We start from the raw sequence: 25,962 nt of genomic DNA, 5'->3' as shown, positions 1-25,962 counted from the left end.
TTGTAATTATTATTCTATTTGTTATAATTATTTATATCAAATGGCTGGCCCTATTTTCCATTTTTTTTATTCATTACGGTTGATTTAATTCTTCTTATCTTTTTTTTGTTATGTTGGCAGACAATTAGAATTGTAAAGCCCAAATTGCAGACCACAAACCGGATTAATAATTATGTCATTTATAAAAGTAGCTTCAGGTGTAGTAAATCAGACACCGATGGCGTGGGAATCCAATACGAAACATATTATTCAGGCGATTGGAGAGGCCAAAAAGCAGGATGTAAGCCTGATTTGTTTGCCTGAATTATGCATATCCGGTTATGGTTGTGAAGACTATTTTTTCGCAGCAGATCTGGCGGAACAAGCACTGAAATGTCTGCATGAGATTGTAAGTGAAACAGCTGGAATTATTGTTGCGGTAGGTTTGCCGGTCCGTCATAACAACAGTTTGTATAACACGGCTTGTCTGATTGCGAACAAACAGATTATTGGTTTTTATTGCAAGCAAAATCTGGCTAATAACGGAATTCATTACGAAGCCCGCTGGTTTCGTCCCTGGCCGGCCGGTTTGGTAGAAAGTATCGAAATCGACCAAATGTTATATCCAATTGGCGATATTATTTTTGATCTTTCAGGCGTAAGGATCGGGTTTGAAATTTGTGAAGATGCCTGGGTTTCCAACCGTCCGGGCCGTCGTCATTACGAAAGAGGTGTTGATATTATTCTGAATCCAAGTGCAAGTCACTTTGCTTTCCATAAATTTATGACTCGTGAAAGACTTGTTCTGGACGGTTCCAGATCTTTTGGTTGCAGTTATATTTATACCAATTTATTAGGAAATGAAGCCGGAAGAGCTATTTATGATGGCGATGCGATGATTGCTTCCAATGGTGAAATGCTGGTTACCAGTGATCGTTTCAGTTATGAAGATCATTTGATCATTACAGCTGTTGTTGATACTGACAATACCCGTTTAAATCAGCTTCAAAATAAAATCTCTTCGTCAATAAAAGATAAAACCTGGCGCGTGTCAGCTCGTTTTGATTTTCCGGAAATCGATCCTGTGCCGCAGCAAATAGCGGAATTGGAAGCTTTTGAGAAAGGAGGTGCGTTGAAAGAAGAAGAATTTGCACGTGCTGTGTCGCTCGGGCTTTTTGATTATCTGAGAAAAAGTAGGTCAAACGGATTTACAATTTCTCTTTCCGGGGGTGCAGATTCCTGTGCTTGTACGGCCTTATGCGGTTTGATGATTCGTTTGGCTGATGAGAGTATTGGTTTGCAGCGTTTCAAGGAAAAACTTTCTTACATAAAGGAAATCCATTCGGCAAAAACGGAGGAGGATTTGGCACTTGCTTTGGTACATAACATTTATCAGAGAACAGAAAATAGCTCGAATGATACGCTGGAATCGGCACAGTCTCTTGCCGAATCTATTGGTTCTACTTTTTATAATATCAATATAAACGGCCTGGTTGAAACCTATAAAAGTTTGATCGAAGAACAGATTGGCAGACAATTGTCCTGGCGAACCGATGATATAGCTTTGCAGAACATTCAGGCGAGAGTTCGTGCTCCGGGTGTCTGGTTGCTTACCAATTTGTCAAATCATTTACTTTTGGCCACTTCAAACCGTTCCGAAGTCGCAGTCGGTTATGCGACGATGGATGGCGACACGGCCGGAAGTATCAGTCCGCTTGCCGGAATTGATAAACATTATCTGCGCCAATGGCTGCGCTGGCTGGAAACGGTGGGTTGTGAAGTAAAAGGAAAGCACATCCGGATTGAGGGATTGAAAAAAGTGAATTCCTTACAGCCGACAGCGGAACTTCGTCCATTGGAATTAAACCAAACGGATGAAGCCGATCTGATGCCTTACGATTTTCTGGATGCGTTGGAAAAAGTAGCAATACGTGATAAAAAATCGCCGGTTGATTGTTACAAAAACGTCGTAGTTCGTTACAAAGATGTTTATTCCGAATCTCAGATCCTAGGCTGGACGGAACGCTTTTTCAAATTATGGAGCCGGAATCAGTGGAAACGTGAGCGTTATGCGCCATCTTTTCACTTGGATGATTTAAATCTTGATCCGCGTTCCTGGTGCCGTTTCCCTATTCTGTCGGGTGGATTTGAAAAAGAACTTGAAGAGCTTCGGCACTATGCGGATGGGAATAGAGGGAGATATGGGAGAGGTCGAATTGGATTTTAAGATAAAGATTTCACGCAAAGTCCGCAAAGGTAAAAAAACGCAAAGGGCGCAGAGATTTAAAACTTTGCGCTCTTGCGTTTTAACTTTTCTGCTTTGCGTGAAATCTTAAAACCTTACAATTTATCCCGAAATCTTACGGCCACTTGAAAACCTATCCAACCATAATTTTTTCTGGTATGTCCCGGTTTTCCTCCAAGCCAAAACGTAGACAAAAGTTTCCGGGTATCATAAGAAGTTCCTAATTCATTTCCGGTCAGTAAGTTTAAAGAAGGACCAAAGGCAATGGAAAAGCGTTTACCCGTTGTTCTTTCAATGCCTGTGGTCAGACGAAACAAACCTGCGGCATTGTGACTTTTTAGATTTACCTTATCAATGGCAACGGCGTTGGCTGTAATATCGGCATTGAACATCCAGCCACGGCCCAAATTGGCAGCCGTTCCAAATCCGTAACCTATACTTCCGAAGGGTTTGTTGGCAATTTTCCAGTTAAAACCTATGGTGAAAATATTGTAAAACGCATTCATGCCTGTTTTAAATGTGGTATTGAAGTAGTTGAATTCGTCCGAGGAAACTTCATACCTGCGATAACCGTTTTTTCGGATATAGCTAAAAAGGCCAATTGAGGTGGTTGCTGATGAATCGGCATAGTTGACGGCACTAAGCTGGTGGCCGCTTTTTACTTTTTTGGCATAATTATATCCGCCAGAAATTTGCCAGCCATGTAACTCTCCAAGCATTACATTGCCTATACCAGCCCATTGTACGCCTTTAAAGTTACCTCCTGTAAAATTTAATAAAGTAGAATATTGCAGCCCTTTAACATTTCCCATTACAACGTTAAGTGCCGACGCATATTGAAAGCCCGTGACATTATTGCCAACAAAATTGCCGATTCCTGCAAGCTGGACTCCCTTAACATGTCCCCGATCCGCATTAAACAATCCTCCGATTTCCAATTTATTAGTGCCCAGTGAATAACCGGCAAAAACGTTGAATGAAAAATCATTTACAACGTTTCCGCTAAGCTCCCGGTTGGTACTGATAAAAGGTAGAATGGATGATTGAACCGGCCGGTATAAAGTATCCGTAATATTTTTTGTATTGATGGCTTGTTTCGCAGAGGCAAAGGCGCTGCTAAAATCCTTGCGAACACGTTGATAGGTAACCCGTAATTTGTTTTGTAAAGGAAGAGAATCTGTTTCTATAATGGTATCGGATGATACATAAATCGTTGTAGTATATTCAAATTGAGGAATTTTTATCCTGGGACTGTTGAGTGTGTCCGATTTGGTAACGATATTTAATTGCCTAAAGGTCAGTGCTTTAATCGTATCCGGGTTTAATTGTATCGGCAAATAGGTATTTTTTCGGTTTGAAATAATCACTGATTGGCCAATGAATTGATCTTTGCGAATTTCCAGACGTACGGAAGACGGTGTGGTTGGCAAGCGGATCCGGTAGTATCCGTATTGATTACTTATTGTTGAAGCCAGCGTAACAGGTTCATAAATACTGGCGTTAGCAAGTTTTTCACCTGTTTTTTTGTTGATGATATATCCGTTTAAATTAAAATTGAGAGGTGTTTCTTCTTCCTTTTTTGTATTTCGAAGTAAAATAATATACTTGTGCCGCTCCCGGAAAATCACTTTTCCCTTAAATAATTCATTGAGAATTTCCCTCACACTTTGGTTTACTGCATTAATAGAAACCCGGCTTTTGATTTCAACAATATCCGGATTATAGGAAAAGCTGAATCCGCCAAGATTTTCTATTTGTCGTAAAACATTATCAAGAGACTGATTCGTTACACGAATAGAAATGCGTTTTTCCAACAATTCCTGAGCCTGGACTTTCGAAGAAACCGAGGTTAAGAAACCAATAAGAATTAAAGAAAATATATAGTAAAATGTTTTCAACGCATTAGGAATTTATTGCCGGGTTAGTGTAATGGGTAGCAGTTACTGGCACCCTTTCCCTTCCAGCCAATATATTTTCCCATCTTTTCGTAAATGTAATTCCAGTGTTTCCGCAATGACTGACAAAGTCGCGTCAAGCGGTTCTTTCCGGAAACTGATGGTTAACCTGCACCGCGCAAGTTTTAAATTAGATAAACGAATATCGGAGTGATAACCTTCCCGCAACGTATTCACAACATCACCCAGATTTGTAGCGTTAAAATCGAAAACCTGCGTTTTGTAGCCCATAATATTTACATCGGCGCGCATACTTTTGAGCGTGTCGTTCAACACTTCCGCACTTTGTCCCTTCACGAGTTCAATCTTTTTATCGTTTTTGGAAACCCGTACCTTTCCGGTTTTTACATCTACCCGAACAAGTTCTTTTTTGTAAGCCTTAACGTTAAAAGATGTTCCCAAAACCCGAACCTGAGTTCCATTGGCGTCGATTACAAAAGGATGAGAGGCGTCTGGTTTTACATCGAAAAATGCCTCGCCTTTTAAAGCAACTGAACGTATATCACCCGAAAAATTTTCAGGATAGCTTATTGATGAATTGTAATTTAAAAATATTTTGGTTCCATCCGGCAAAGTTGTTTCGCCGGTATTGTTTGTCGTCGCGACCTTAATTTGTTCAGAATTATTATTCCATTCAGTCTTAAATATAAACCAGCCAAAAGCCAGGATAGTAACCGAAACAGCCGCTGCGATCCACACCGGAAATAAGAATTGTTTTTTTACTGGCAATTCTCTGGTAATCGTTTCCTGATTAGAACCTGTATATTTTTCAGTTAAATGTTCTGATTCGGTATTGTTCGTTTTCATTTGCAAACGAACCTTATTCCAGGCTGCATCGGTATCAACCTTGATATGATTAATTTTTAACTCTGCGGTTTTCTCCCAAAGTATTTCAAAAGCGGCGAGTTCTTTTTGATTTTCGGGAGCGCTTTTCAGCCAGTTTTTTACTTCGACAATTTCCGCCGGAGTAGCAGTTTCGGCCAGGAAGCGTGCTAACAGCTCATCCGAAATGTTGTCATGAGAATTGTTCATGGTTACGGCTGGATTAACTGTTGATATAAAAAATAAACAAGCAAAAGTAAAGAGGGCAGATAATCGGCCAGTTCTGTACGTAATATTTTGAGCGCTTTCCCGATCTGGTTTTCAACTGTTTTGATTGAAATATTGAGCTGATCAGCGATTTCCTGGTATTTCAGTTCTTCAAACCGGCTCATTCGAAATGCTTTCTGGCATTGTTCAGGCAATTTTCGTATCGCTTTTTCAATCCGTTCAGAAAGCTCATCGGCATGAATAACTTCTGTAACTGATTCGTATGATTGAGGTAAATAATTTACTGAATATTCACGGTAAGCATCTTTTACGGCAGCATGCTTGAAGCGGTTCAGACAATGATTATGAACGGCGCGGTATAAATATGATTTTAGTGAAAGTGTAATTTCAAGATCTTCTCTTTTTTCCCAAATTGTAATGAAAACAGTTTGCACAATTTCTTCCGCATCCTCTGCATCTTTTAGCAAAGAACTCGCATAATTGCATAAACGCTGGTAGTAGAAACGGAAAGTCCGCTCGAAAGCAGCCTCATCTCCTCGTCTTATAGCTTGAACAATTTCCGGATCAGAAGTTTGCACAGTTTTCTTCTTTTGTTTTTCGGCCAAAAGTAGATAATCTCTTTCGATTATAAAATCCGGATTGAGAAGAGCGGTTGCTGCCACAGTTTAAGTTTCTTTTAACCATGACAAGCGGAACGGATTTTACCCCTATGAAAAATAAATATTTTTATTGAATAAGGGGAAAGCTGAGGTGGGTTGTCTTAATCCAAAAGGTGGGAGACCAATGGTTTTCCAAATTTGTTAGCCATGAAATAATTATTTTATCATCCCGTATTTTGCGCGCGCCTGCTTTTTAGACATGCCGTCAAAATGCCACCATTCTGTGGTGTTAACAGTAAATCCGGCCTTTATCATCGCTTTCCGGAGAATATTCCGGTTAGCGATTTGTTTCGATGTAAGTTTTCCTTGTCTTAACATTTCCTGTTCGGAGCGAGGATAGGCGAGTGGGCCAAAAAAGTCATAGGAAGTTCCCATGTCAAGCGGTTTTTGATTTTCATCAACAACCGTGAGATCAATGGCGCAACCGAAATTATGATTTGAACCGATTTTAGGATCGGCCACATATTGGGTTTTCGAACGCGGAGGGATTTTTAAATCATCCAATGCGTCCCAAAGTTTGTATTGTGCAGAATTTGGACGGGCAGCATCATAAACCAGTAATTTAAAATCAGGTTTTTCCTGTTGAAGAAATGAACTTGCCCGGGAAAGTTTTTTTGCCATTTCAGGCTGAAGGTATGCATGAGTTAGTTCTCCGTAAACATTCTTTTTCATGAAGTTGTCGGGAGTTGCGTATTTGAGTTCAACCAGGATTTCAGGATTTAGAGTTTTAATGTTAACTAGTCCCTGATCAAGCATTTTCTGTTCAATTGGCGAGATCTTATCCTGCTGTTTTTTTTGAGCTGATACTGAAAAAGGAATTAAAAAAAATATAACACACAAAAGAACTTTGTAAACCTGCATAAACCTCTGAACAGTGTAATGTTGAATCAAAAATCCTCCCAATTTGGGAGGATTTTTGATTTATTAGTATCGTCTTATTTTAACTTTTGACAAACCTCCATCAAAGTTAATCATGATTTTCTTTGTCGCTTTATCGAAGCCCGGAGAGCGGTAAAGTTTATCATTTATTTTTTCAAGGTCATCAAAAGAAGTAATATTCAGAGCACCGTCCAGTTTGATTTCACAGCCTACGGTTCTTGGAATTTCCAGTCCAAGTGAAGCAACACCAGCATCAATTTTAACATTTGAATTATCGAGTTTGTCCCCCAAACGAATATCCAGATCAGCTACTCCGGTACTGACTTTCAGATTTTCAACTTTGTAATTACTTAGATCAAAATCTCCGCTTCCGGCGCCCAGACCCAAATCTATTGTCCAGATTGGTTTGGTGTTAAGTTCAATATCGGCTTTATTACTCAATTCGCCTTTATGAAGTTTAACATTTCCATCTTCCATTTTCAGGTTAACAGTAGCAGAATTTGCCAGTTTGTTAATGGAAGTATTTGACAAAAATCCTAAAACAGAAGAGCGTGTATCGGCTTCGAAAAGCTTATCCGTATTTCCTTTTAGTGTAAAAGAACCAGCGCCCCCTTCCAGATTGAAATTTGCTTTCTGAATAAAATCCTCCATTTCATATTGGTAGGAATTATTTACCGGCTTTTTATAGCCTTGCTCTTTATCCTGTTCATAATCATCATCTTTGTCATCGTCATTATCCCCGTCGTCTTCATCGTGGTCGTTATCATCATCGTCGTCATCATGATCATTCCAGTTGAAATTCCAGTTATCATTGTGGCGGTCAAAAACACGGCCGGTGCGACTGGTCAAACCACCGAAAACTGCTAGCACAATTAATAACCCGACCAGCCCTCTGGCAGCAGTATATTTATTAGTCAGGATCAGCAAAATACCTGCTAAAATAAGCAACACAGGCCAGTAAGGTAAAATAACGTCCCAGTGAAAGAAAAAGATATCAAGCTTTCGTAGCAACCAGAAAATACCAATGATGATGAGCATCCCACCCCAGAAAATACTTTTTGAATTTTTCATGACAATTAAATATTTGAGTGGTTAGTGTCGGAGTTTATGTAATTCCGTAACAGCAATAATGCTCCGGAAATGATCAGGATAATAGGCCAGAAAAAACCTTTGAAATCAAAACCGGTTAATTCTTCGACCAGAAAAAGGGATCCCATGATGATGAGAATGACTCCCCAGAAAATGTTTTTAAAGTTCATGGCTGAAATAGTTGAGAGTGGAAAGCTACCGCCGCGCGGTTGAAAGTTGTGCCGTAGTGTTGCTATGGCTTAAACCGGAAGTCTCTTCATTCAGTTTTTTAATTCACTTTTATGATATCGTCGTCTCCATTTCCTTTGGGATTGTTTGGATCTTGCGGGAAAGTATCCGGTGGTGTTGATTCGGTTGTGCCAAATGGCGTGTAGGGCTGAGGATCAGGAGTTGGTGCATATGGTTCCGGTTCGATCGGCTCTGTTGGCGGAGGCGTTGTCGGATAAACGGTCGTGTTTGCTTCGTGTTCCTTATCTCTCTGGCGAAGGATAAGAAATGCGCCAACGATGATCAAGGCTACCGGCCAGAAATACGGTTTGATTTCGTACCAGATCGGGAAATCATCAACCAGCATAAAAATACCAAAAAGTACTAAGGCACCTCCTAGGATTTTGACAGTCTGGTCGGAGCGTTTTTTGTCGGCTTCGGGATCGTGTGGTTTGCTGGCTACTGTATCAAAATTATGCACATCTGCTGTTCCTGTAGGAAGAACCGCCCACAAAATTATATACAAAATCCCTGTCCATCCGAAACTTGCAGGTATCGGCAGAAATAACATCACTACGAATAAAACACGAACGATTACTACATCTATTTGTAAATATTGGGCAATACCGGAAGCAACTCCTCCAAATACAGCCTGATCGGGTATGCGGTGCAATTTCTTTTCCATTTCGTTGTTTACGTTTATGTTGTAATCAAAGGTAGTGGGTTATACAAGATACTGCAAGCGGGAAGTTTATTATCGGTTAGTAATCGTGTTAAATGGTAATTTAAGGTGATTTTCGATAATCCGGTTTCAATTTTAACCAAAATTACATGTTTACCAATGAGGTTCAGGCATATAAAGTATTTTACATTCCGATTATTCTTCTTCCAAAGCTTCAAGAATATCCATCATGCTGCCAAAATCTTTATAACCTGGTCTGAGTTCTTCGCTTCCACGCAAGGCAATACCAATTTGAGGAAAAGTTTCGGTTAATTTATTAACAGTAATTTCATCATCCAGACCGAAACCGATTAAAATCGGATATTCTTTGGCAAGTTCTGTCAAAACCTGAGTCCATTCTTCGGTAAGCGGGCCATTCGCATCACTTTCCAAAAGAAAATAATTTACTGAATCTCCATAACGACTAAAAATGGAATAAATATCGCTGGTGTCGTAGGTATCCACACTCACCCGCAGGATAAGCGGCAAACTCAATTCACTTTGTAAATAAGTTAGCAAACCAGGAGATTCCACCTGCACGTAGTGTACCGGATAATCTGCCAATGCTTTTAACAGTAATTCGGGATTAGTTTGACTTGTTTCGGCAACCAGCTGTACACCAGCCAGCCAGGAACATATTTCTTCGAATTTTTTTGGAGATATATAATTGGGAGAATCTTCATCGATAGAAAAACCAAGCATTTCCACGCCCATACCGGCACAATAACGGGCGTCGGACAAATTGGTGACGTTGCTGATTTTTACGGTTCTACTAAGCATGTTGATGGTATTTGTTCGGAACTATTTCTAATGCAAAGATAATTCATCGCGAGGATTATCTTGTTAACAAATTACTTTTTGCCTGGCTGGTTAGGAAATTGATGGCTAAAGCCTGGCTTGCTTCTGGTCACGGCGGCCCAAGGCTGAAGCCTTGGGTTAGTGAATTGGGTGGGAACCTATTTTCTTTTTCGTTTTTACGTCGGGATGAAATTGATGGCTAAAGCCTGGCTTGTTCCTGGTCCCGGCAGCCCAAGGCTGAAGCCCTGGGTTAGTGAATTGGGTGGGGACCTATTTTGTTTTTCGTTTTTATGTCGGGATGAATTGATGGCTAAAGCCTGGCTTGTTCCTGGTCCCGGCGGCCCAAGGCTGAAGCCCTGGGTTAGTGAATTGGGTGGGAACCTATTTTGTTTTTCGTTTTTACGTCGGGATGAAATTGATGGCTAAAGCCTGGCTTGTTCCTGGTCCCGGCGGCCCAAGGCTGAAGCCCTGGGTTAGTGAATTGGGTGGGAACCTATTTTGTTTTTCGTTTTTACGTCGGGATGAAATTGATGGCTAAAGCCTGGCTTGTTCCTGGTCCCGGCGGCCCAAGGCTGAAGCCCTGGGTTAGTGATGTAGGTTTGTGCAAGAAGTAAATTAACCCAAGGTTTTAACCTTGGGTGAGCAAGGGGCACAAATTTTTCGGCTTTAGCCATGGCCTCAATTCTCAAATACGTAAAAACAAAAAAGCTGTCAGAGATTTTCATCTCGGACAGCTCCTGAAATATTTTGAATTATTACTTAACCGAAAACTTATACTCCGTTGAAGTTTTGTAAGTTTCTCCCGGTTTCAATTCCGTTGTTGGGAACTGAGGTTGATTTGGTGAATCCGGATAATGTTCTGTTTCAAGACATAGGCCATAACGTTTTGCATACGTTGCACCTTTTCCTGTCAGTTTTCCGTCAAGGAAATTTCCTGTGTAAAACTGAACAGCAGGTTCCGTGGTATAAACTTCCATAAAACGACCGCTTTCAGTATCCTTAACCGTTGCAAAAAGTGCCAGGCTTTTGTCGGCACCACTTATGACCCAGCAATGATCATAACCACCGCCGTTTTTAATTTGCTCGTCTGCTACATCATTAATTCTTTTGCCAACAAGTGTAGGCTCGTTAAAATCAAACGGTGTTCCTTTTACAGCTCTTAATTTTCCGGTTGGAATCAGCGTCGCATTCACCGGAACCATGCTATCTGATTTGATATAAACCTCATGGTTCAAAATATCACGTTTCAAACCGCTAAGGTTAAAGTACGAATGGTTCGTCAAATTGAGAACCGTATTTTTGTCCGTAGTTGCTTCATAATCAATACGCAGTCCGTTTTCGTTTGAAAGCGTGTAAGTCACTTTCACATTCAGCGTTCCGGGATATCCTTCTTCTCCGTCTTTGCTCACGTAGGTTAATTCAAGGCCTACGATCGAATCTTTTTTAATTTCGGTAGCGTTCCAAAGTTTCTTATTAAAGCCATTAATACCACCGTGCAGAGAGTTCGGTCCGTTGTTAATTGGCAGATTATAAGTTTTACCATCCAGCGTAAATTTTCCGTTGGCAATACGGTTTCCAAAACGGCCAACCAGTGCACCAAAAAATGGATTTTCTGCGATGTAAGGAGCCAGAGAATCAAACCCAAGTACGACATCTTCCCATCTTCCACTTTTGTCTTTTGCTGTTAATTCTGTGATAATACCGCCATAATTACTGATTTTTACGGTCATTCCATTGGCGTTGGTCAGCGTATAGAGATCCGCTTTTTTACCATCCGGAAGGTCTCCGAATACTTCTTTCGAAATCGTACTGGTCATTGTTTTACTTTCGTTTTCGTTTTTGGTTTTTGAGCAGCTCATCAGACCAATGCCAATCAGCGCGGCGAATAAAAATGATCGTTTTTTCATGGGGTATTTTTAGGAATTATTAAGGTTAAGCATTTAATACAATTTCCTCGGTCCCATCCGTTATCTGCACGCGATAGCAGGGCAATTTTATTTGAAATTTATCATAATAAGCTTTCTTCATTTTTGCTTCAAAATCTTCAACACCATCTTTTTTTACCAGATTGATCGTACAGCCGCCAAAACCGCCACCCATCATTCTAGCGCCAATTACAGACGGATCGTCAAATGTCTGATCTACCAAAAAGTCGAGTTCTTCGCAGCTTACTTCATATTCATGCTGAAGTCCCTGGTGTGTTTCATACATTTTTTTACCAAAACTGATAAGATCGCCAGCCGTCAGGAAATCGCAGGCAACCTGTACACGCTCAATTTCCTCCGTCATATATTTACAACGGCGATAAACAACATCCCCGAGTTCATCTTTATGTTCTTCGACAATTTCAGGATTAGCGTCACGAAGACTTTTAATCTCTGGATTATACTTTTGTAGTATAAATACGCCTTTCTCACATTCCAGCCGACGTGTATTGTATTCTGAACTTGCTAGTGAATGTTCCACAAGCGTATTACAAAGAACAAGAATGTATTCGTCCATTGGAAAAGGAAAATATTCGTATTCCAATGAGCGGCAATCCAGGCGAATTACAGCTTCCTTTTTTCCAAAACCGGAAGCAAACTGATCCATAATGCCGCATTGTACGCCAACATATTCATTCTCTGCTTTCTGAGACATTTTTACGATAGAAAACCGGTCCAGCTCCAAATTGAAAACTTCATTCAAAGCAAATAATAGACAACATTCCAAAGCAGCAGAAGAAGACATTCCGGCGCCCTGGGGTACATCTCCGCCAAACGCAGCCTGGAATCCGCCAATATTCAAGCCGTTTTTATAAATCTGCTCAATGATACCTAATTGAAAATATGCCCATTTTTGATCTGGTTTGGAAATATCTTCAACCTGAAAAGTGTAGGTTTCATTTAAATCAACCGCATACAAAACGACCTGGTTATCAATACGAGGAGAAATTGCGAAATAGACAGCCTTGTCTACGCTGGCTGGTAGTACGAATCCATTGTTATAATCGGTATGTTCTCCGATCAGGTTAATTCTTCCCGGAGAGCGGAAAAGTCTGAAATTCTCTGTACCGGTATTATTACCAAAATGGGCAATATAATTTTCACGAATCCGTTCTGCCGTGCTCAATTCTGTACTTGTCATTTATTTTTTGTTTGTAGATTATCATTCAGGAATTGACTGATAATCGTTTTCAATGCTTTCTTAATATCCTTTTGCAAGGTTTATTTCATTAATCGGAGTGCCGCCGTTTTCAATCGTCATGATATTGTTTAGGAATAAATCCACTTTGCCAACATGTTCATCGGCATGTCCACCACCGGTATGCTGACTTAGAATAACGTTATCCATTTTCCACAACGGATTGTCATTCGGAATTGGCTCAATTTCGGTAACATCCAGAACGGCTCCGTCAAGATGTTTTGAATTGAGCACTTCAATAAGTGCCTGCTCGTCAGTTGTACTTCCACGGCCAACACTGGCATATACACTGCCTTTTTTCATAGCCTGAAACATTGCCTGATCAGCAAAATTAGCAGCAGATCCGGGCAGTGTATTAATCACCAAGTCAGTATTTGGTAAAACATTTAGCAAATCTTCCTTTGAATGAATATCCGCATCAGGAGAAGTTCTGGCCATTAAATGAAGCGTACATCCAAAACCCTGCAAAAGTAGTTTGACTGTGCTGCCGATTGTTCCTGCGCCAAGAATAACAACTTCCTGACCTGAAAGCAAACGTAACTCAGCCCTTAATGGCGCTCCAACCCATTCTGTTTTTTCTTTCAGTAACGTAAGTTTATCAATACCGCGGTAAAGCGCCAATATACCGCCAACAATCGATTCGGCACAAGGACGTGCAAACCAGTCGCCCATATTGGCTACTTTTGTTTGCCCGTTTAATCTTACCGATGCGTATTGATCAAAACCGGCAGAATCCAGCTGCCAGAATTTCAAATTATTTAAAGGCTCTGAAAACCAGTCCAAAGGCGGATTTCCTAATATATAATCGGCTTCAAAAAACAAATTTTGCGCCTCTGTTTTTGACTGCGTATCAGATTGAAAATGAATCGTATATTTTGGTGAAAGAACTTCGGTTAATCGATTTCGAAGTACGTCGTCAAAATTTGCATGACAGTATATGACCATTGTTTTTTATTTTAAAGAGAGAAAAATCTCCGTTTTTACCTGCAAATTTCAAAATTATCTTTTCAAATAATTTATAACGCGCCTGGAATGATTTGTAAATTATTCGTTAAAGCTACATTAAGAAAGGTAACCCTCAAACTGCATCCGGCTTCATTAACTGGAAATGTTATAATCCGGCGAGAATTTTCTTTCCTCTTGATCGGTATGCTGCCGTTTCGTAATCCATGTTTTCTTCAATAATAAATCGGAGCTCATTTTTAATATCAGGATAAATTTTGGACAAATTGAAAAGCACCGTTAATGCAAAAGCCTTAATCGCAATGGCTGTTTCACGTTTTTCAAGAAACTGAAAACAAGCGTCCATTACTTCTCCATGAAATTTTTCCGGAATAATTAAATCTTCCAAAATCCGTAAACTGTTTCGGATTACGGCATTGTGAACATCTTTTCTTTTCAACTGATCCACTAAAACACCAATGTAGGGTTGAACGATTTCAGGCTTTTTTTGAGCCGCCCAACTTACGCTCCAAGCCGCCCGTTGCGCTACACGTATATCATTTGAAAGAAAGCAATCAATGAGTTCTTTGAAGTTTTCGTCAGAAGAAACAGCAAATTCGGTGATCGCAAGTGCGTGTTTTTTGAAGTGGATTTGTTGTTTAGAAAGTTCTTCCCGGATGTTCATGGAATTTAATTTTTGTTATCCAAGGTTTTATTAATAGGTTGAAATGTTGGTTTAAAATCAATTTATGAATTAGGTTATGTCACCCCGTTGGGGTTAGGATTGGTATGTCTTGGCAATTTTCTATAATAATGTCATCCCTTCGGGATTGTGCTCATTAGAAATTCAGGTAAATTATTTGATTTTAAATTTTTTTGTAATACTAACTTTTGCTTGCTATATGTCACCCTGTTGGGGTTAGGATTGGTATGTCTTGGCAATTTTCTATAATAATGTCATCCCTTCGGGATTGTGCTCATTAGAAATTCAGGTAAATTATTTGATTTTTTTTTTTTGTAATACTAACTTTTGCTTGCTATATGTCACCCTGTTGGGGCTGTGAGACAGATATGTAGTCTTTCATGCTGTAATAATATTATCTTTATCGGGATTTCAAATATGCATAATCCCGAAGGATCGCAAGTGCGTGTTTTTTGAAATTAATTTGTTGTTTAGAAAGTTCTTTCCGGATGTTCATGGGGTTTGGTTTTTGTTATCCAAGGTTTGATTATGAAATTGGAATTATTGGTTTAAAATCAATTTGTGAATTAGGTTATGTCACCCCCTGGGGGTTAGGGTTGGTATATCTCGGCAATTTTCTATAATAATATCATCCCTTCGGGATTGTGCTCATTAGAAATTGGTAAACTATTTGATTTTAGATATTTATAATACAAATTTTTGCACATTGTATGTCAGGACGTCGGGGTAAGAAAATGGATATGTCCTTTCTCACTCTATAATAATATCATCCCTTCGGGATTTCGAATACGCATAATCCCGAAGGGATGACATTATTATAGAAAAATCGCTTAACAACTATGGTTCAACCCTGAAAGGGTGACATAACCAACGCTACAAATCTCTATTGAAACAATCCCGCCGAAACAACTTTCTTCTGATCCTTAATCAAATCAACCTCCAACGTTTTTGTACCTAACTTCAACTTCTGTTTTTCCGAATTTCCGGAAACCAATGTTACTGAAACCAATTTTCCATCTTTCCACTGCTCGTCAACCGTAACATTTCCACGGGCTTTTAAACCTTTTATTTCACCTGTCGGCCATGAATCCGGTAACGCAGGTAACAATTCAATAACACCGGCCTGCGATTGCAAAAGCATTTCAGCAATTCCGGCTGTTGATCCCATGTTTCCATCCAATTGAAAAGGCGGATGTGCACAAAGTAAATTGGAATACGATCCGCCGCCATTCATCATGTTTTCTGTTTTATCACCCACCGGACGCAGGATTCTTTTAAACAAGGAATAAGCGCGGTTTCCATCCTGCAATCTGGCCCAGAAATTAACTTTCCAAGCCAGGGACCAACCTGTTCCTTCGTCACCCCGCGCATTCAAAGTTACCCTTGCGGCTTTTGCGAATTCTGGTGTTGAAGTTGGGGAAATCTGCCGACCCGGATGCAGGGCGAAAAGGTGTGAAACGTGACGGTGTTTATCGGTTGAATCATCGACATCTTCGTTCCATTCCTGCAATTGTCCCCATCTACCAATTTGTGGTGGCTGGATGTGATCTCTTACTTTTTGTGCTTCGCTCGCAAAATCAGTATCAGTTTTTAGAATCTTACTGGCAAGAATCGTATTGGAAAGTACATCCCAGGCAATCTGGTGATCCATCGATGCACCAGTAGAAATTCCGCCATGTTCCGGAGAATAAGATGGCGAAGAAACCAGAAATCCACTTTTTCCTTTGGTCAGATAATCAATCCAAAATAATGAAGCTTCCTTCATGATAGGATACGCAGTGTTTTTCAAATAATTAACATCGTTTGTAAACGCATAATGTTCCCAAAGATGTTGACTTAGCCAACCTGCCCCACCAGGATAAAATCCCCACGGAAAACTCCATCCCGGAGAAGTATAACCATAGGCATTCAGCATCGTATTAACCGTCCAGCCACGGGTATTAAAAAATTCTTTGGCGGCCAGTTTTCCTGGCTCAACAATTGATTTGGTAAAATCAGATAACGGAAGATAACATTCCGAAAGGTTGGTAACTTCCGCCGGCCAGTACAACATTTGCATGTTGATATTGGTATGATAATCATTTGCCCATGGCGGATTTGTACTGTCGTTCCATTTTCCCTGCAAGCTCATGGGCATGGTTCCCGGGCGCGTTGAAGAAATCATAAGATAACGCCCATATTGAAAATATAAAACCTCAAAACCCGGATCAGGTGTGCCTTGAAAATAAGCGATTTGTCTTTTGTCGGTCGGAACAGAATTATTTAGTTCATTACCAAGATTTAAGGAAACGCGGTCGAACAGATTTTTGTAATCTCTTTGCTGCTCGGCTTGAAGTATAATTTCATTTTTACCAGCAACCGAAGCCATTATCTGCTGATTTATTTTCTTGTAATCGTTGCCCTTATAATTGGGGAATTGATATGTATATTCTGTCGATGCCGTGTGAATCAGTGTAACTTTTCTGGCATTTTTTACAGTTACCACACCAGCTTCGTAACTTACTTTTCCATCCGTATCAATCCGGTACGTTGTTTCAAATTCCTGTTTGTTATCCTTCAGACTTCCTCCAAAAACATACCGGTTCTTTTCAAATTTCTCGTATTCCTTTTTATGTGGCGCAGAAAAACGAATTGAATAAGTTTCCGCCGACGTCGATTTGAAATTGTACACCATTACCCTTGAAGGATAATTACCGAAATAAGTTCTTTCGAATTTTTCTTTTCCAACTTCGTAAGTAACCTTTCCAGTCGCGGTCGAAATATCCAGTTCCCGGCGGTAATTTTTTACCTGTCCGGTATGTGAAACGCTTACATACAAATCGCCCATGGTTTGCTGCGCCCCGAAATCACTTGAAGGTGTGTTTTCTTTTTTCTCGTGAATAATGCCGGTCATTTCTGCACTGGCCAGTTTATCGGCTTCTGCCAGTTTTCCTTGGGCAAGCAGCTCTCTTACTTTTGGAAGTGTTTTGTACGCATCCTTTCTTAACCCAAAATTATATTCCTCATTCGCGCCTTTTCCGCCTGCCCACAAGCTTCCTTCTGAAAATTGCAGTCTTTCTTCTGCCGGATCACCAAAAAACATCACGCCCAGATATCCGTTTCCAATAGGCAGAGCCTGGGTCATCCAGTCGGTTGCGGGTGTATCATACCAAAGTTTTAAAGCCTTTTTATTATCAGCTTTTTGAGAATAAGCGATCAGCGAAATTTTGAAAAATAAAATGCAGAGGAAAAAAGCTCTTGAATGGCGAAACAACATAAGTAATAATTTTAGGAATTTGTAGCACAAAGTAAATAAAAAGCCCCACGCAAATGCGCAGGGCCAGAATAATATTCCTGATATAAATCGAAATTACCTGATCTCGCCAACCATTTCTTCAGGTTTAACCCAGGCATCAAATTCCTCAGGCGTAACGTAACCCAAAGCAACAGCCGTTTCTTTCAACGTTGTACCGTTTTTATGAGCAGTCTGAGCGATTTCGGCTGCTTTGTAATAACCGATTTTCGTGTTTAGAGAGGTTACAAGCATCAACGAATTGTTTACGTGTTTTTTGATATTTTCATGCAATGGTTCGATCCCAATTGCACAGTTATCATTAAAAGAAACGCAAACATCACCAATCAAACGGGCCGAATGAAGGAAATTATACGCCATCAAAGGTTTGAAAACGTTCAACTCAAAATGCCCGTTCGAACCTCCAATGCTGATCGCTACATCATTTCCCATTACCTGTGCTGCCACCATTGTCATCGCTTCACATTGCGTTGGATTTACTTTTCCAGGCATGATCGAACTTCCCGGTTCGTTATCCGGAATATGGATTTCACCAATTCCTGAACGTGGCCCCGAAGACAACATACGGATATCATTTCCGATTTTCATCAGACTAACCGCCACTGTTTTCAGAGCGCCGTGGACTTCCACAATCGCATCGTGAGCAGCCAAAGCTTCAAATTTATTTTCAGCCGTAACAAACGGTAATCCTGTTAAAAGTGCAATATGTTTTGCAACATTTTCTGAGTAACCTTCTGGTGTATTGATACCAGTTCCTACCGCAGTTCCACCTAAAGCAAGTTCAGAAAGATGAGAAAGTGTATGGTAAATGGCGCGCAAACCGTGATCAAGCTGAGATGCATAACCTGAAAATTCCTGTCCAAGCGTTAACGGCGTTGCATCCATAAAGTGAGTACGGCCGATTTTGACCACATGTTTGAAAGCTTCTGATTTTGCTTTCAAAGTATCACGCAATTTGGTAATACCCGGAATCGTAACGTCTACCAGAATTTTATACGCTGCAATATGCATTGCAGTCGGGAAAGTATCATTGGATGATTGTGACTTGTTCACATCATCATTTGGATGCAAAAATTTAGTTTTGTCAGACAAATCACCACCTTGCAAAACGTGACCGCGGTAAGCGATAACTTCATTGCAATTCATGTTCGACTGTGTTCCTGAACCAGTTTGCCAAACTACCAACGGGAATTGATCTTCCAGACCGCCAGTCAGTATTTCATCACAAACCTGTCCGATCAGGTCACTTTTTTCTTTTGGAAGAACGCCCGCTTCCGAATTTGTAATGGCTGCTGCTTTTTTCAAATATGCAAACGCTCTGATGATCTCCTTTGGCATTTTGTTAATATCCTGCGCAATCGGGAAATTCTGGATAGAGCGTTGCGTTTGAGCGCCCCAATATACATGAGCAGGTACCTGCACTTCGCCCATGGTGTCTTTTTCTATGCGGTATTCCATTTTATGACGGTAATAATAATGTAAAATGAATGAATCAGATTTGAATGGTAAAGTTAGGGCTGGACGCGGAGTTTTTAGTATTTTTTGGTGGATAAATGTTTTGATAATAAAATAACACAGACCTGATAATGTAGAATTGATAAAGTTGTTTACCAGGTAAAAACATTTTAAATTGGTACATTATATTGTATTATTTGTTTCAATAAGTATAATTATGCAGCCATGACACATACAATCATTATAGAAACAAAAGATGATAAGGATTTTGAGCTAATCAAAGGATTAGCAAATCGCCTTGGTTTACCAGTTGCTGAGCGACATACAGAGGAGCTTTCGAAGATGCAAGAAGATTCTTTCATGAAGCTTTTTGGAAGTTGGGAAAGTGATGCGTTGGCTGCATGAATCCATTCTGCCCGAAATGACAGTCCCCGGGATATTCAGTTATGAATCTTTATTTACTCGATACAAATATTTGTATTCACTTTCTTAAAGGTCAATTTTCCATCAACGATTAAAAAAATGGATTTACAATATATCTCAAATGAGCATGGCGAAAAAACAGCCGTTATCATTCCAATTCAGGAGTGGAATAATCTAACGGCCAAACATGAAGACTTGAAAGAGCTAGCAGAAGAAGTTAAACCTACAGAGGGAATTTCTCAAAAAAAGAAACCATCCGATTTTATAGGGATAATGTCAAAAGAAGAAGCAGAGGAAATGAATAACTATCTGAAAAAAGCCAGAGGAGAATGGGACAGAGATTTTTGATGGATAGTAATGTGTTGATAGATTTTGTAGCGCAAACAATTCCTGAAAAAGGCTTTTTGTATGTGCAGAATATAATTGACAATGAGTTTCTCATCCCCACAGTTGTGAAAATTGAAGTATTAGGATTCAATGGAAATTTTCCTGAATTAATGTCGAAGATGCGGGAATTTGTTAGTTTGGCTACTCTCTTGCCTTTGGAGGATCTTGTAGTTGATGAGACAATTAACCTCCGCCGAAATAGCAAAAGGATCAAACTAGGAGACGCTATAATTGCCGCGACAGCGCTAGTTCATCAGCTTGTTTTAATTACCCGGAACACTCAGGATTTTAAGAACATTCCAGGCTTGTCTTTTATCAATGCGCACGAATTGTGATAAAAAAATCACTTCTCAGATCGTATTTCAACCCACCAAAAAGATAATTTATCTACAACTTATTTTCAATAAGTAACCTCTTCACTTAAATCAGAAACCTAAATTTCTCCGATTTCTTTTTTCTATAACTTTGCTTCTGTTCTTTGTGAACGCCCGTCAATCGGGGTAATGGTTTTCGTTTTTGGTGCCCTCAGCCAGACAAGCAGAAATTAAAAAAGGAACCGTGTGAAATTCACGGGCAGTCGTGCTACTGTAAGTGCCGTCCTGAGCAAATCAGGAAAGTTTTACCCTTGCGACCCATTGTCATAATTTATGATGAGAAGGGCGGTAAAAATGGTACAAGCCAGGAGACTTGCCTTTACCCTCAATGGCCACTCCCTCACGTTTGGGGTTTTGTCACGCATTGATTTTACAAATGTATTGCTGTCAGATTATTATCTCCAAAATTCATTTTTCGGAGATATGTTTAATCAATATTGTACACAACAATTTGACTAAAATCCGACATCAAAACGTACTGATTTAGCGGCCGCCGCAGCGGTAAGTGAACAGTTAATGATTTCGATCAGCGAGGTAAATGATCAAAAATCAAGAATTTTAGGAATAAACCAAAGTCCTAACTTTCAACTTTTAACTCTCAACTTTCCACTAAATAAGGACGGGTAGGGCATTCCAAAGGGTTTTATTAACTCTTTAACACATTTATTATGTTGTCACACAATTTGGGTTATCCTCGTGTAGGAAGCCAAAGAGAACTCAAAAAAGCCAGCGAACAATTCTGGGCTGGAAAAATCACTAAAGATGAATTGCAGAAAGTCGGACGTGAAATTCGTCATCGTAACTGGCAGCTTCAAAAAGACGCGGGTATTGATTTAATTCCGTCAAATGATTTTTCATTGTATGATCAGGTTTTGGATACTGCCCTGATGGTTGGTGCAATTCCGGAGCGTTATCAGCAATTGATCGACGGAAAATCAAACCGAGAACTGGATCTTTATTTTGCTATGGCACGTGGCGTTCAGCGCGACGGACTGGATATAAAAGCGATGGAAATGACCAAGTGGTTCGATACCAACTATCACTACATCGTACCGGAATTTGTTAAAAATCAGGAATTTAACCGCTACTCAGATAAAGTAATTCTTGAATTTGAAGATGCGAAACAAAAAGGAATTTTCACCAAACCGGTATTGGTTGGTCCGGTTACTTTTTTAGTATTAGGAAAAGAAAAGGAGGAAGGGTTCAACAGAATTTCTCTGTTGGGTAAACTGCTTCCGGTTTACATAGAGATCTTGCAGGAACTTGCATCTCGTGGTGCGGAATGGGTTCAACTGGATGAGCCTTGTCTGGTTTTGGATCTTGGAAAAGAAGAACAGGAAGCACTTAAATTTGCTTATCAGAAAATTCAACAAGCCGTTCCGAATCTGAAAATTTTTCTGGCTACCTATTTCGGCGCACTTGATGCAAACCTTTCGTTGGCTATAAATTTGCCAGTGGCTGCTTTGCATATTGATGTAACCCGCGGTGCAGCGAGTTTGCCTGAAATTCTGGGAAATCAGGAATTTGTTAACGCCTCAAAACTACTTTCGATAGGTGTTGTTGACGGAAGGAATATCTGGAAAAATGATTACCAGAAATCACTTGATTTTATTCAGCAAGCTATTAATGTTCTTGGAGCAGATCGCATTTTAGTAGCACCGTCATCTTCTTTATTGCATAGTCCGCACGATCTTGACCTGGAACATAATGAAGCAGTTTTGACTCCGGAAATTAAAAACTGGATGGCTTTTGCGAAACAGAAATTGTATGAAGTTTCTGCATTGGCAAAACTGGCCCGTACTGATTATAAATCAGAGGAAGATTTTGTCATAAATCAAAAAGCGATCGAAAGTCGCCGTACTTCCACTTTGATCCATAAACAAGAGGTGAAAGAACGTGTGGCCGCAATTAAGGAAATTGATTTTGAACGTGTCAGCCCGTTTGCATCACGTCAAACAATCCAATTGGAAAAACTGAAACTTCCACTTTTTCCATCCACAACAATCGGCTCTTTCCCGCAGACAGACGACGTACGACAATTGCGAGCCCGGTTGAAAAAAGGTACTTTGTCTTTGAAAGAGTATGAAAGCAGAATCGAAGAGGAAGTAATCAGCTCGATCCGCTGGCAGGAAGAATTGGGTATTGATGTACTTGTGCATGGTGAATTTGAGCGGAATGACATGGTGGAATATTTCGGAGAAAGACTTTCCGGGTTTGTATTCACAGAAAACGGCTGGGTGCAAAGTTACGGAAGCCGCTGTGTGAAGCCGCCGATCATTTTCGGAGATGTAGAACGCCCTGCACCGATGACGATCCGTTGGTCTGCTTTTGCTCAGGCAAACTCGGAAAAACTGGTAAAAGGAATGTTGACTGGTCCGGTTACTATTTTACAATGGTCATTTGTTCGCGACGATCAGCCAAGAAAAGATACCACTTTCCAGATCGGTCTTGCCATTCGTGATGAAGTAATTGATCTGGAAAAAGCAGGAATAAAAGTTATTCAGATTGACGAACCGGCGATCCGGGAAGGTTTGCCATTGCGGAAATCAGATTGGAAAAGCTATCTGAAATGGGCTGTGGATGCGTTCCGTTTGAGTGCTGCCGGTGTTGCCGATCAAACGCAGATCCATACGCACATGTGTTATTCGGAATTTAATGATATCATCGATTCGATTGCTGCAATGGATGCGGATGTGATCACAATCGAAACATCACGTTCACAAATGGAATTGCTGGATGCTTTTGCCGATTTTAATTATCCAAACGAAATAGGACCCGGAGTTTATGATATTCATTCTCCACGCGTACCAACAGTTGAGGAAATTACAAGCTTGCTTGAAAAGGCACTAAATGTAATTCCGGCACGTAATCTTTGGGTAAATCCAGACTGCGGTTTGAAGACAAGAAAGTGGCCTGAAACAGAAGCTGCCTTGCGAAATATGATTACTGCGGCTAACTTGCTGCGCGAATCGGTAACAATTACTAAGTAATAAAACTATATTAATATTATATAGAATCTCCCGGTTATCTTTGATGCCGGGAGATTTCTTTTTTCAGCAAATTATGGATTTACAAGAAAGAATCAGACTATCGGAAACTCGTGTTTTTAAAACTGTTTTTCCAAATAATACGAATCATTATGATACTTTGTTTGGTGGTACAGCTTTGTCTATGATGGATGAAGTTGCGTTTATTGCCGCTACTCGTTTTACACGTTTACGCTGTGTAACTGTATCGTCGGACAGGATCGATTTTACGCATCCGATTCCGGCAGGAACGATCATTGAATTGGTTGGAACCGTTGTTGAAATTGGCAACACCAGTATGAAAGTACGTGTTGATATTTTTGTTGAACAAATGTATGAACAAAAAAGGGAAAAGGCAGTTTCGGGAATGTTTACGTTTGTTGCTTTAGATGAGCGCAACAAGCCGGTAAAAGTGTTGAGCAAAGAAGTGGAATAAATTCTAAAAAAGTGAATTAAATCTTAATCTGAAAGTAGAAATTCAACGTATATATGACATTGGCATAGAATTTGTACTAAAAAACAGATTTTGCTATCATGCGTTTTAACAGGAAATTAATTATTGAATTATAATGCGGCATTAAAGTGACCGTTTAATAGAAATAAACGTCAGTACGAAGGTTTTATATTGGGCACGTAATTATTTATTGCTCGATTTTTTGCTATTTTGGCTGCTACTACGATCACACAGAATTAGTTAACTAATTGAGTTTAAATGAAAATTTTAGGAATTTCGGCGTTTTATCATGACTCAGCCGCAGCACTTATTGAAAACGGAGAAATAATCTCAGCGGCACAGGAAGAAAGATTTACACGTAAAAAACATGACGCGGGTTTCCCTTCTAATGCAGTAAGTTTTTGTCTGGAATATGGAGGTATTACTTTGAATGAACTGGATGCAATTGTTTTTTATGACAAACCCCTTTTGAAGTTCGAAAGATTACTTGAAACCTATTACGCGTTTGCTCCAAAGGGGATTAGATCTTTCCTGACTGCGATGCCGGTGTGGATCAAGGAAAAAATGTTTTTGAAGCGCCTTATTAACGAAGAGCTTGTAAAACTTGGCTACGATAAGAAAAAACCGGTAAAAATTCTTTTTCCCGAACACCATCTTTCTCATGCAGCAAGTGCATTTTATCCGTCACCGTTCGAAAAATCAGCGATCCTGACTATTGACGGAGTGGGGGAATGGGCCACTGCTTCTATTTGTCTGGGAGAAGGAAAAGATATTACCAATTTAAAAGAACTCAGATTCCCGCATTCATTAGGTTTACTATATTCAGCATTTACGTATTTCCTTGGTTTTCGTGTCAATTCTGGCGAGTACAAGTTAATGGGACTTGCGCCTTATGGAAATCCATCATCTCCGGATATTGCCCGATATGAGGAAATTATCCTTAAAGATTTAATTGAATTAAAGGAAGACGGATCGGTTTGGTTAAATCAGGAATATTTTGATTATGCCACCGGACTTAAAATGGTGAATGAGGATAAATGGGAAGCGCTTTTTGGTTTCAAAACAAGAAAACCTGAAGATGCTCTCGAAGCAGTACATTGTAATTTAGGACTTGCTATCCAGAATGTTACAGAAGAAGCTGTTATCCGGATGGCAAAAGAAGCGAAACGTCTTACCGGTGCAGATTATCTTTGTATGGCAGGAGGAGTTGCTTTGAACTGTGTATCAAACGGGAAATTACAAAAGGCTAATATTTTTAAGGATATATTTATTCAGCCTGCGGCAGGTGATGCAGGTGGGGCTCTTGGCGCAGCTCAGGCTGCTTATCATATTTACTTTGGACAGGAACGTAAAGTTACCTGGAAAGCAGATGCCATGAGAGGGTCTTATCTGGGCCCAACTTTCTCAGATCTGGAAGTTGAATTAACAGGAAAAAAATATAAAGCCGTTTCTGCTTATTACGAAAATTTCAAGGATCTGGCTGACGTTTCTGCTAAGTTATTGTCGGAGGGAAATGTAGTGGGATGGGTACAGGGACGTATGGAATTTGGACCGCGTGCACTTGGTGGCAGAAGTATCCTGGGTGATCCCCGAAATGCTGAAATGCAGAAAAAACTCAATTTGAAAATTAAATACCGTGAGTCTTTCCGGCCATTTGCGCCGTCTGTGCTTGCCGAAGATTGTGCGGACTATTTCGATTATGATGGCACATCGCCTTACATGCTGTTGGTACACCCGGTAGCAGAAGGTCGCCGGAAACCTGTTCCTGCGAATTACGATTCTATGGATTTGCGGGAAAAACTATACTTTGAACGTTCAGATCTTCCTTCAATCACACATATTGATTATTCTGCAAGGATACAGACAGTACACAAAGAAACTAATCCGCGTTACTATGAATTAATCAATTCTTTCAAAGCGCTGACGGGTTATGCGGTAGTAGTAAATACCAGTTTTAATGTTCGAGGCGAACCGATCGTTTGTACTCCAAATGATGCCTATCGCTGTTTTATGAGAACAGAAATGGATTATTTAGTTGTCGGTAACTTTATTTTTGATAAGAAATTGCAGCCCGAGTGGATGGAAAAGGATAACTGGCAAGAGGAATTTGTTCTCGATTAAAATGAAAACAGCGATTTATT

General features: G+C 40.0%; 21 protein-coding genes and 1 riboswitch. Of the genes, 7 read left to right on the top strand and 14 right to left on the bottom strand.

The genetic code is table 11. The features are described from left to right. The first annotated feature begins 172 nt into the window (after positions 1 to 172). Positions 173 to 2,206 (top strand): NAD(+) synthase, encoded by a 2,034-nt coding sequence (gene nadE, locus FDK13_RS12565; RefSeq protein WP_137340341.1) that lies wholly within the window; start codon positions 173 to 175, stop codon positions 2,204 to 2,206. Between the two features lie 113 nt (positions 2,207 to 2,319). On the opposite strand, the gene FDK13_RS12560 is transcribed toward nadE, so the two are convergent. From FDK13_RS12560 to fumC, 14 genes are all read right to left on the bottom strand, one after another. Further along, positions 2,320 to 4,122 (bottom strand): STN and carboxypeptidase regulatory-like domain-containing protein, encoded by a 1,803-nt coding sequence (locus FDK13_RS12560; protein WP_229216026.1) that lies wholly within the window; start codon positions 4,120 to 4,122, stop codon positions 2,320 to 2,322. Positions 4,123 to 4,164: 42 nt separating this feature from the next. Next, positions 4,165 to 5,211: a FecR family protein gene (locus tag FDK13_RS12555; RefSeq protein WP_137340340.1), complete on the bottom strand. Its 1,047-nt coding sequence runs from the start codon at positions 5,209 to 5,211 to the stop codon at positions 4,165 to 4,167. A 2-nt stretch (positions 5,212 to 5,213) separates the two neighbouring features. Next, positions 5,214 to 5,834, bottom strand: a complete 621-nt coding sequence (locus FDK13_RS12550; RefSeq protein ID WP_137340531.1) for an RNA polymerase sigma-70 factor — start codon at positions 5,832 to 5,834, stop codon at positions 5,214 to 5,216. Between the two features lie 210 nt (positions 5,835 to 6,044). Further along, the gene (locus tag FDK13_RS12545; protein ID WP_229216025.1) at positions 6,045 to 6,779 is read right to left on the bottom strand and encodes a M15 family metallopeptidase; all 735 of its coding nucleotides are present in this window, start codon (positions 6,777 to 6,779) and stop codon (positions 6,045 to 6,047) included. Between the two features lie 33 nt (positions 6,780 to 6,812). Beyond that, positions 6,813 to 7,838 carry a toast rack family protein gene (locus FDK13_RS12540; RefSeq protein WP_137340339.1) on the bottom strand — a complete coding sequence of 342 codons (1,026 nt, stop codon included), beginning with the start codon at positions 7,836 to 7,838 and terminating at the stop codon, positions 6,813 to 6,815. 5 nt (positions 7,839 to 7,843) lie between these two features. Next, complete coding sequence (locus FDK13_RS12535) at positions 7,844 to 8,026, bottom strand: LiaI-LiaF-like domain-containing protein (RefSeq protein ID WP_137340338.1); 183 nt, start codon at positions 8,024 to 8,026, stop codon at positions 7,844 to 7,846. A gap of 98 nt (positions 8,027 to 8,124) precedes the next feature. Then, a complete protein-coding gene (locus tag FDK13_RS12530) occupies positions 8,125 to 8,748 on the bottom strand; it encodes a PspC domain-containing protein (RefSeq protein ID WP_137340337.1) in 624 nt (207 codons plus the stop codon). Between the two features lie 192 nt (positions 8,749 to 8,940). After that, positions 8,941 to 9,564: a hypothetical protein gene (locus tag FDK13_RS12525; protein WP_137340336.1), complete on the bottom strand. Its 624-nt coding sequence runs from the start codon at positions 9,562 to 9,564 to the stop codon at positions 8,941 to 8,943. Positions 9,565 to 10,337: 773 nt separating this feature from the next. Beyond that, entirely contained in the window at positions 10,338 to 11,489 is a 1,152-nt protein-coding gene (locus FDK13_RS12520; RefSeq protein WP_137340335.1) for an aldose epimerase family protein, read from the bottom strand. A gap of 25 nt (positions 11,490 to 11,514) precedes the next feature. Further along, complete coding sequence (locus FDK13_RS12515) at positions 11,515 to 12,708, bottom strand: galactokinase (RefSeq protein WP_137340334.1); 1,194 nt, start codon at positions 12,706 to 12,708, stop codon at positions 11,515 to 11,517. 60 nt (positions 12,709 to 12,768) lie between these two features. Continuing rightward, on the bottom strand, positions 12,769 to 13,710 hold the full coding sequence (locus FDK13_RS12510; RefSeq protein WP_137340333.1) for a D-2-hydroxyacid dehydrogenase: 942 nt from the start codon (positions 13,708 to 13,710) through the stop codon (positions 12,769 to 12,771). A 166-nt stretch (positions 13,711 to 13,876) separates the two neighbouring features. Further along, positions 13,877 to 14,392, bottom strand: coding sequence for a HEAT-like fold family protein (locus FDK13_RS12505; protein ID WP_137340332.1), 516 nt, complete (start codon positions 14,390 to 14,392; stop codon positions 13,877 to 13,879). Between the two features lie 901 nt (positions 14,393 to 15,293). Continuing rightward, positions 15,294 to 17,666 (bottom strand): glycoside hydrolase family 95 protein, encoded by a 2,373-nt coding sequence (locus FDK13_RS12500; RefSeq protein WP_137340331.1) that lies wholly within the window; start codon positions 17,664 to 17,666, stop codon positions 15,294 to 15,296. 93 nt (positions 17,667 to 17,759) lie between these two features. Further along, positions 17,760 to 19,160 (bottom strand): class II fumarate hydratase, encoded by a 1,401-nt coding sequence (gene fumC, locus FDK13_RS12495; RefSeq protein WP_137340330.1) that lies wholly within the window; start codon positions 19,158 to 19,160, stop codon positions 17,760 to 17,762. A gap of 222 nt (positions 19,161 to 19,382) precedes the next feature. Between fumC and FDK13_RS12490 the strand changes: the two genes are divergently transcribed. From FDK13_RS12490 to FDK13_RS12465, 6 genes are all read left to right on the top strand, one after another. After that, the gene (locus tag FDK13_RS12490) at positions 19,383 to 19,562 is read left to right on the top strand and encodes a hypothetical protein (RefSeq protein ID WP_137340329.1); all 180 of its coding nucleotides are present in this window, start codon (positions 19,383 to 19,385) and stop codon (positions 19,560 to 19,562) included. 117 nt (positions 19,563 to 19,679) lie between these two features. Further along, complete coding sequence (locus tag FDK13_RS12485) at positions 19,680 to 19,928, top strand: hypothetical protein (RefSeq protein ID WP_137340328.1); 249 nt, start codon at positions 19,680 to 19,682, stop codon at positions 19,926 to 19,928. Next, positions 19,910 to 20,302: a type II toxin-antitoxin system VapC family toxin gene (locus FDK13_RS12480; protein WP_137340327.1), complete on the top strand. Its 393-nt coding sequence runs from the start codon at positions 19,910 to 19,912 to the stop codon at positions 20,300 to 20,302. The genes FDK13_RS12485 and FDK13_RS12480 overlap by 19 nt, the downstream gene beginning before the upstream one ends. Before the next feature lie 163 nt (positions 20,303 to 20,465). Beyond that, a riboswitch (cobalamin riboswitch) is annotated at positions 20,466 to 20,666 on the top strand. A 343-nt stretch (positions 20,667 to 21,009) separates the two neighbouring features. Continuing rightward, on the top strand, positions 21,010 to 23,331 hold the full coding sequence (gene metE / locus FDK13_RS12475; protein ID WP_137340326.1) for a 5-methyltetrahydropteroyltriglutamate--homocysteine S-methyltransferase: 2,322 nt from the start codon (positions 21,010 to 21,012) through the stop codon (positions 23,329 to 23,331). A 73-nt stretch (positions 23,332 to 23,404) separates the two neighbouring features. Next, on the top strand, positions 23,405 to 23,803 hold the full coding sequence (locus tag FDK13_RS12470) for an acyl-CoA thioesterase (protein WP_137340325.1): 399 nt from the start codon (positions 23,405 to 23,407) through the stop codon (positions 23,801 to 23,803). A 276-nt stretch (positions 23,804 to 24,079) separates the two neighbouring features. Continuing rightward, the gene (locus FDK13_RS12465) at positions 24,080 to 25,942 is read left to right on the top strand and encodes a carbamoyltransferase family protein (protein WP_137340324.1); all 1,863 of its coding nucleotides are present in this window, start codon (positions 24,080 to 24,082) and stop codon (positions 25,940 to 25,942) included. Positions 25,943 to 25,962: the final 20 nt, after the last annotated feature.

The sequence above is a fragment of the Dyadobacter frigoris genome, assembly GCF_005280585.1.
GTDB lineage: Bacteria > Bacteroidota > Bacteroidia > Cytophagales > Spirosomataceae > Dyadobacter > Dyadobacter frigoris.
This window is presented reverse-complemented; position numbering and strand designations above follow the sequence as displayed.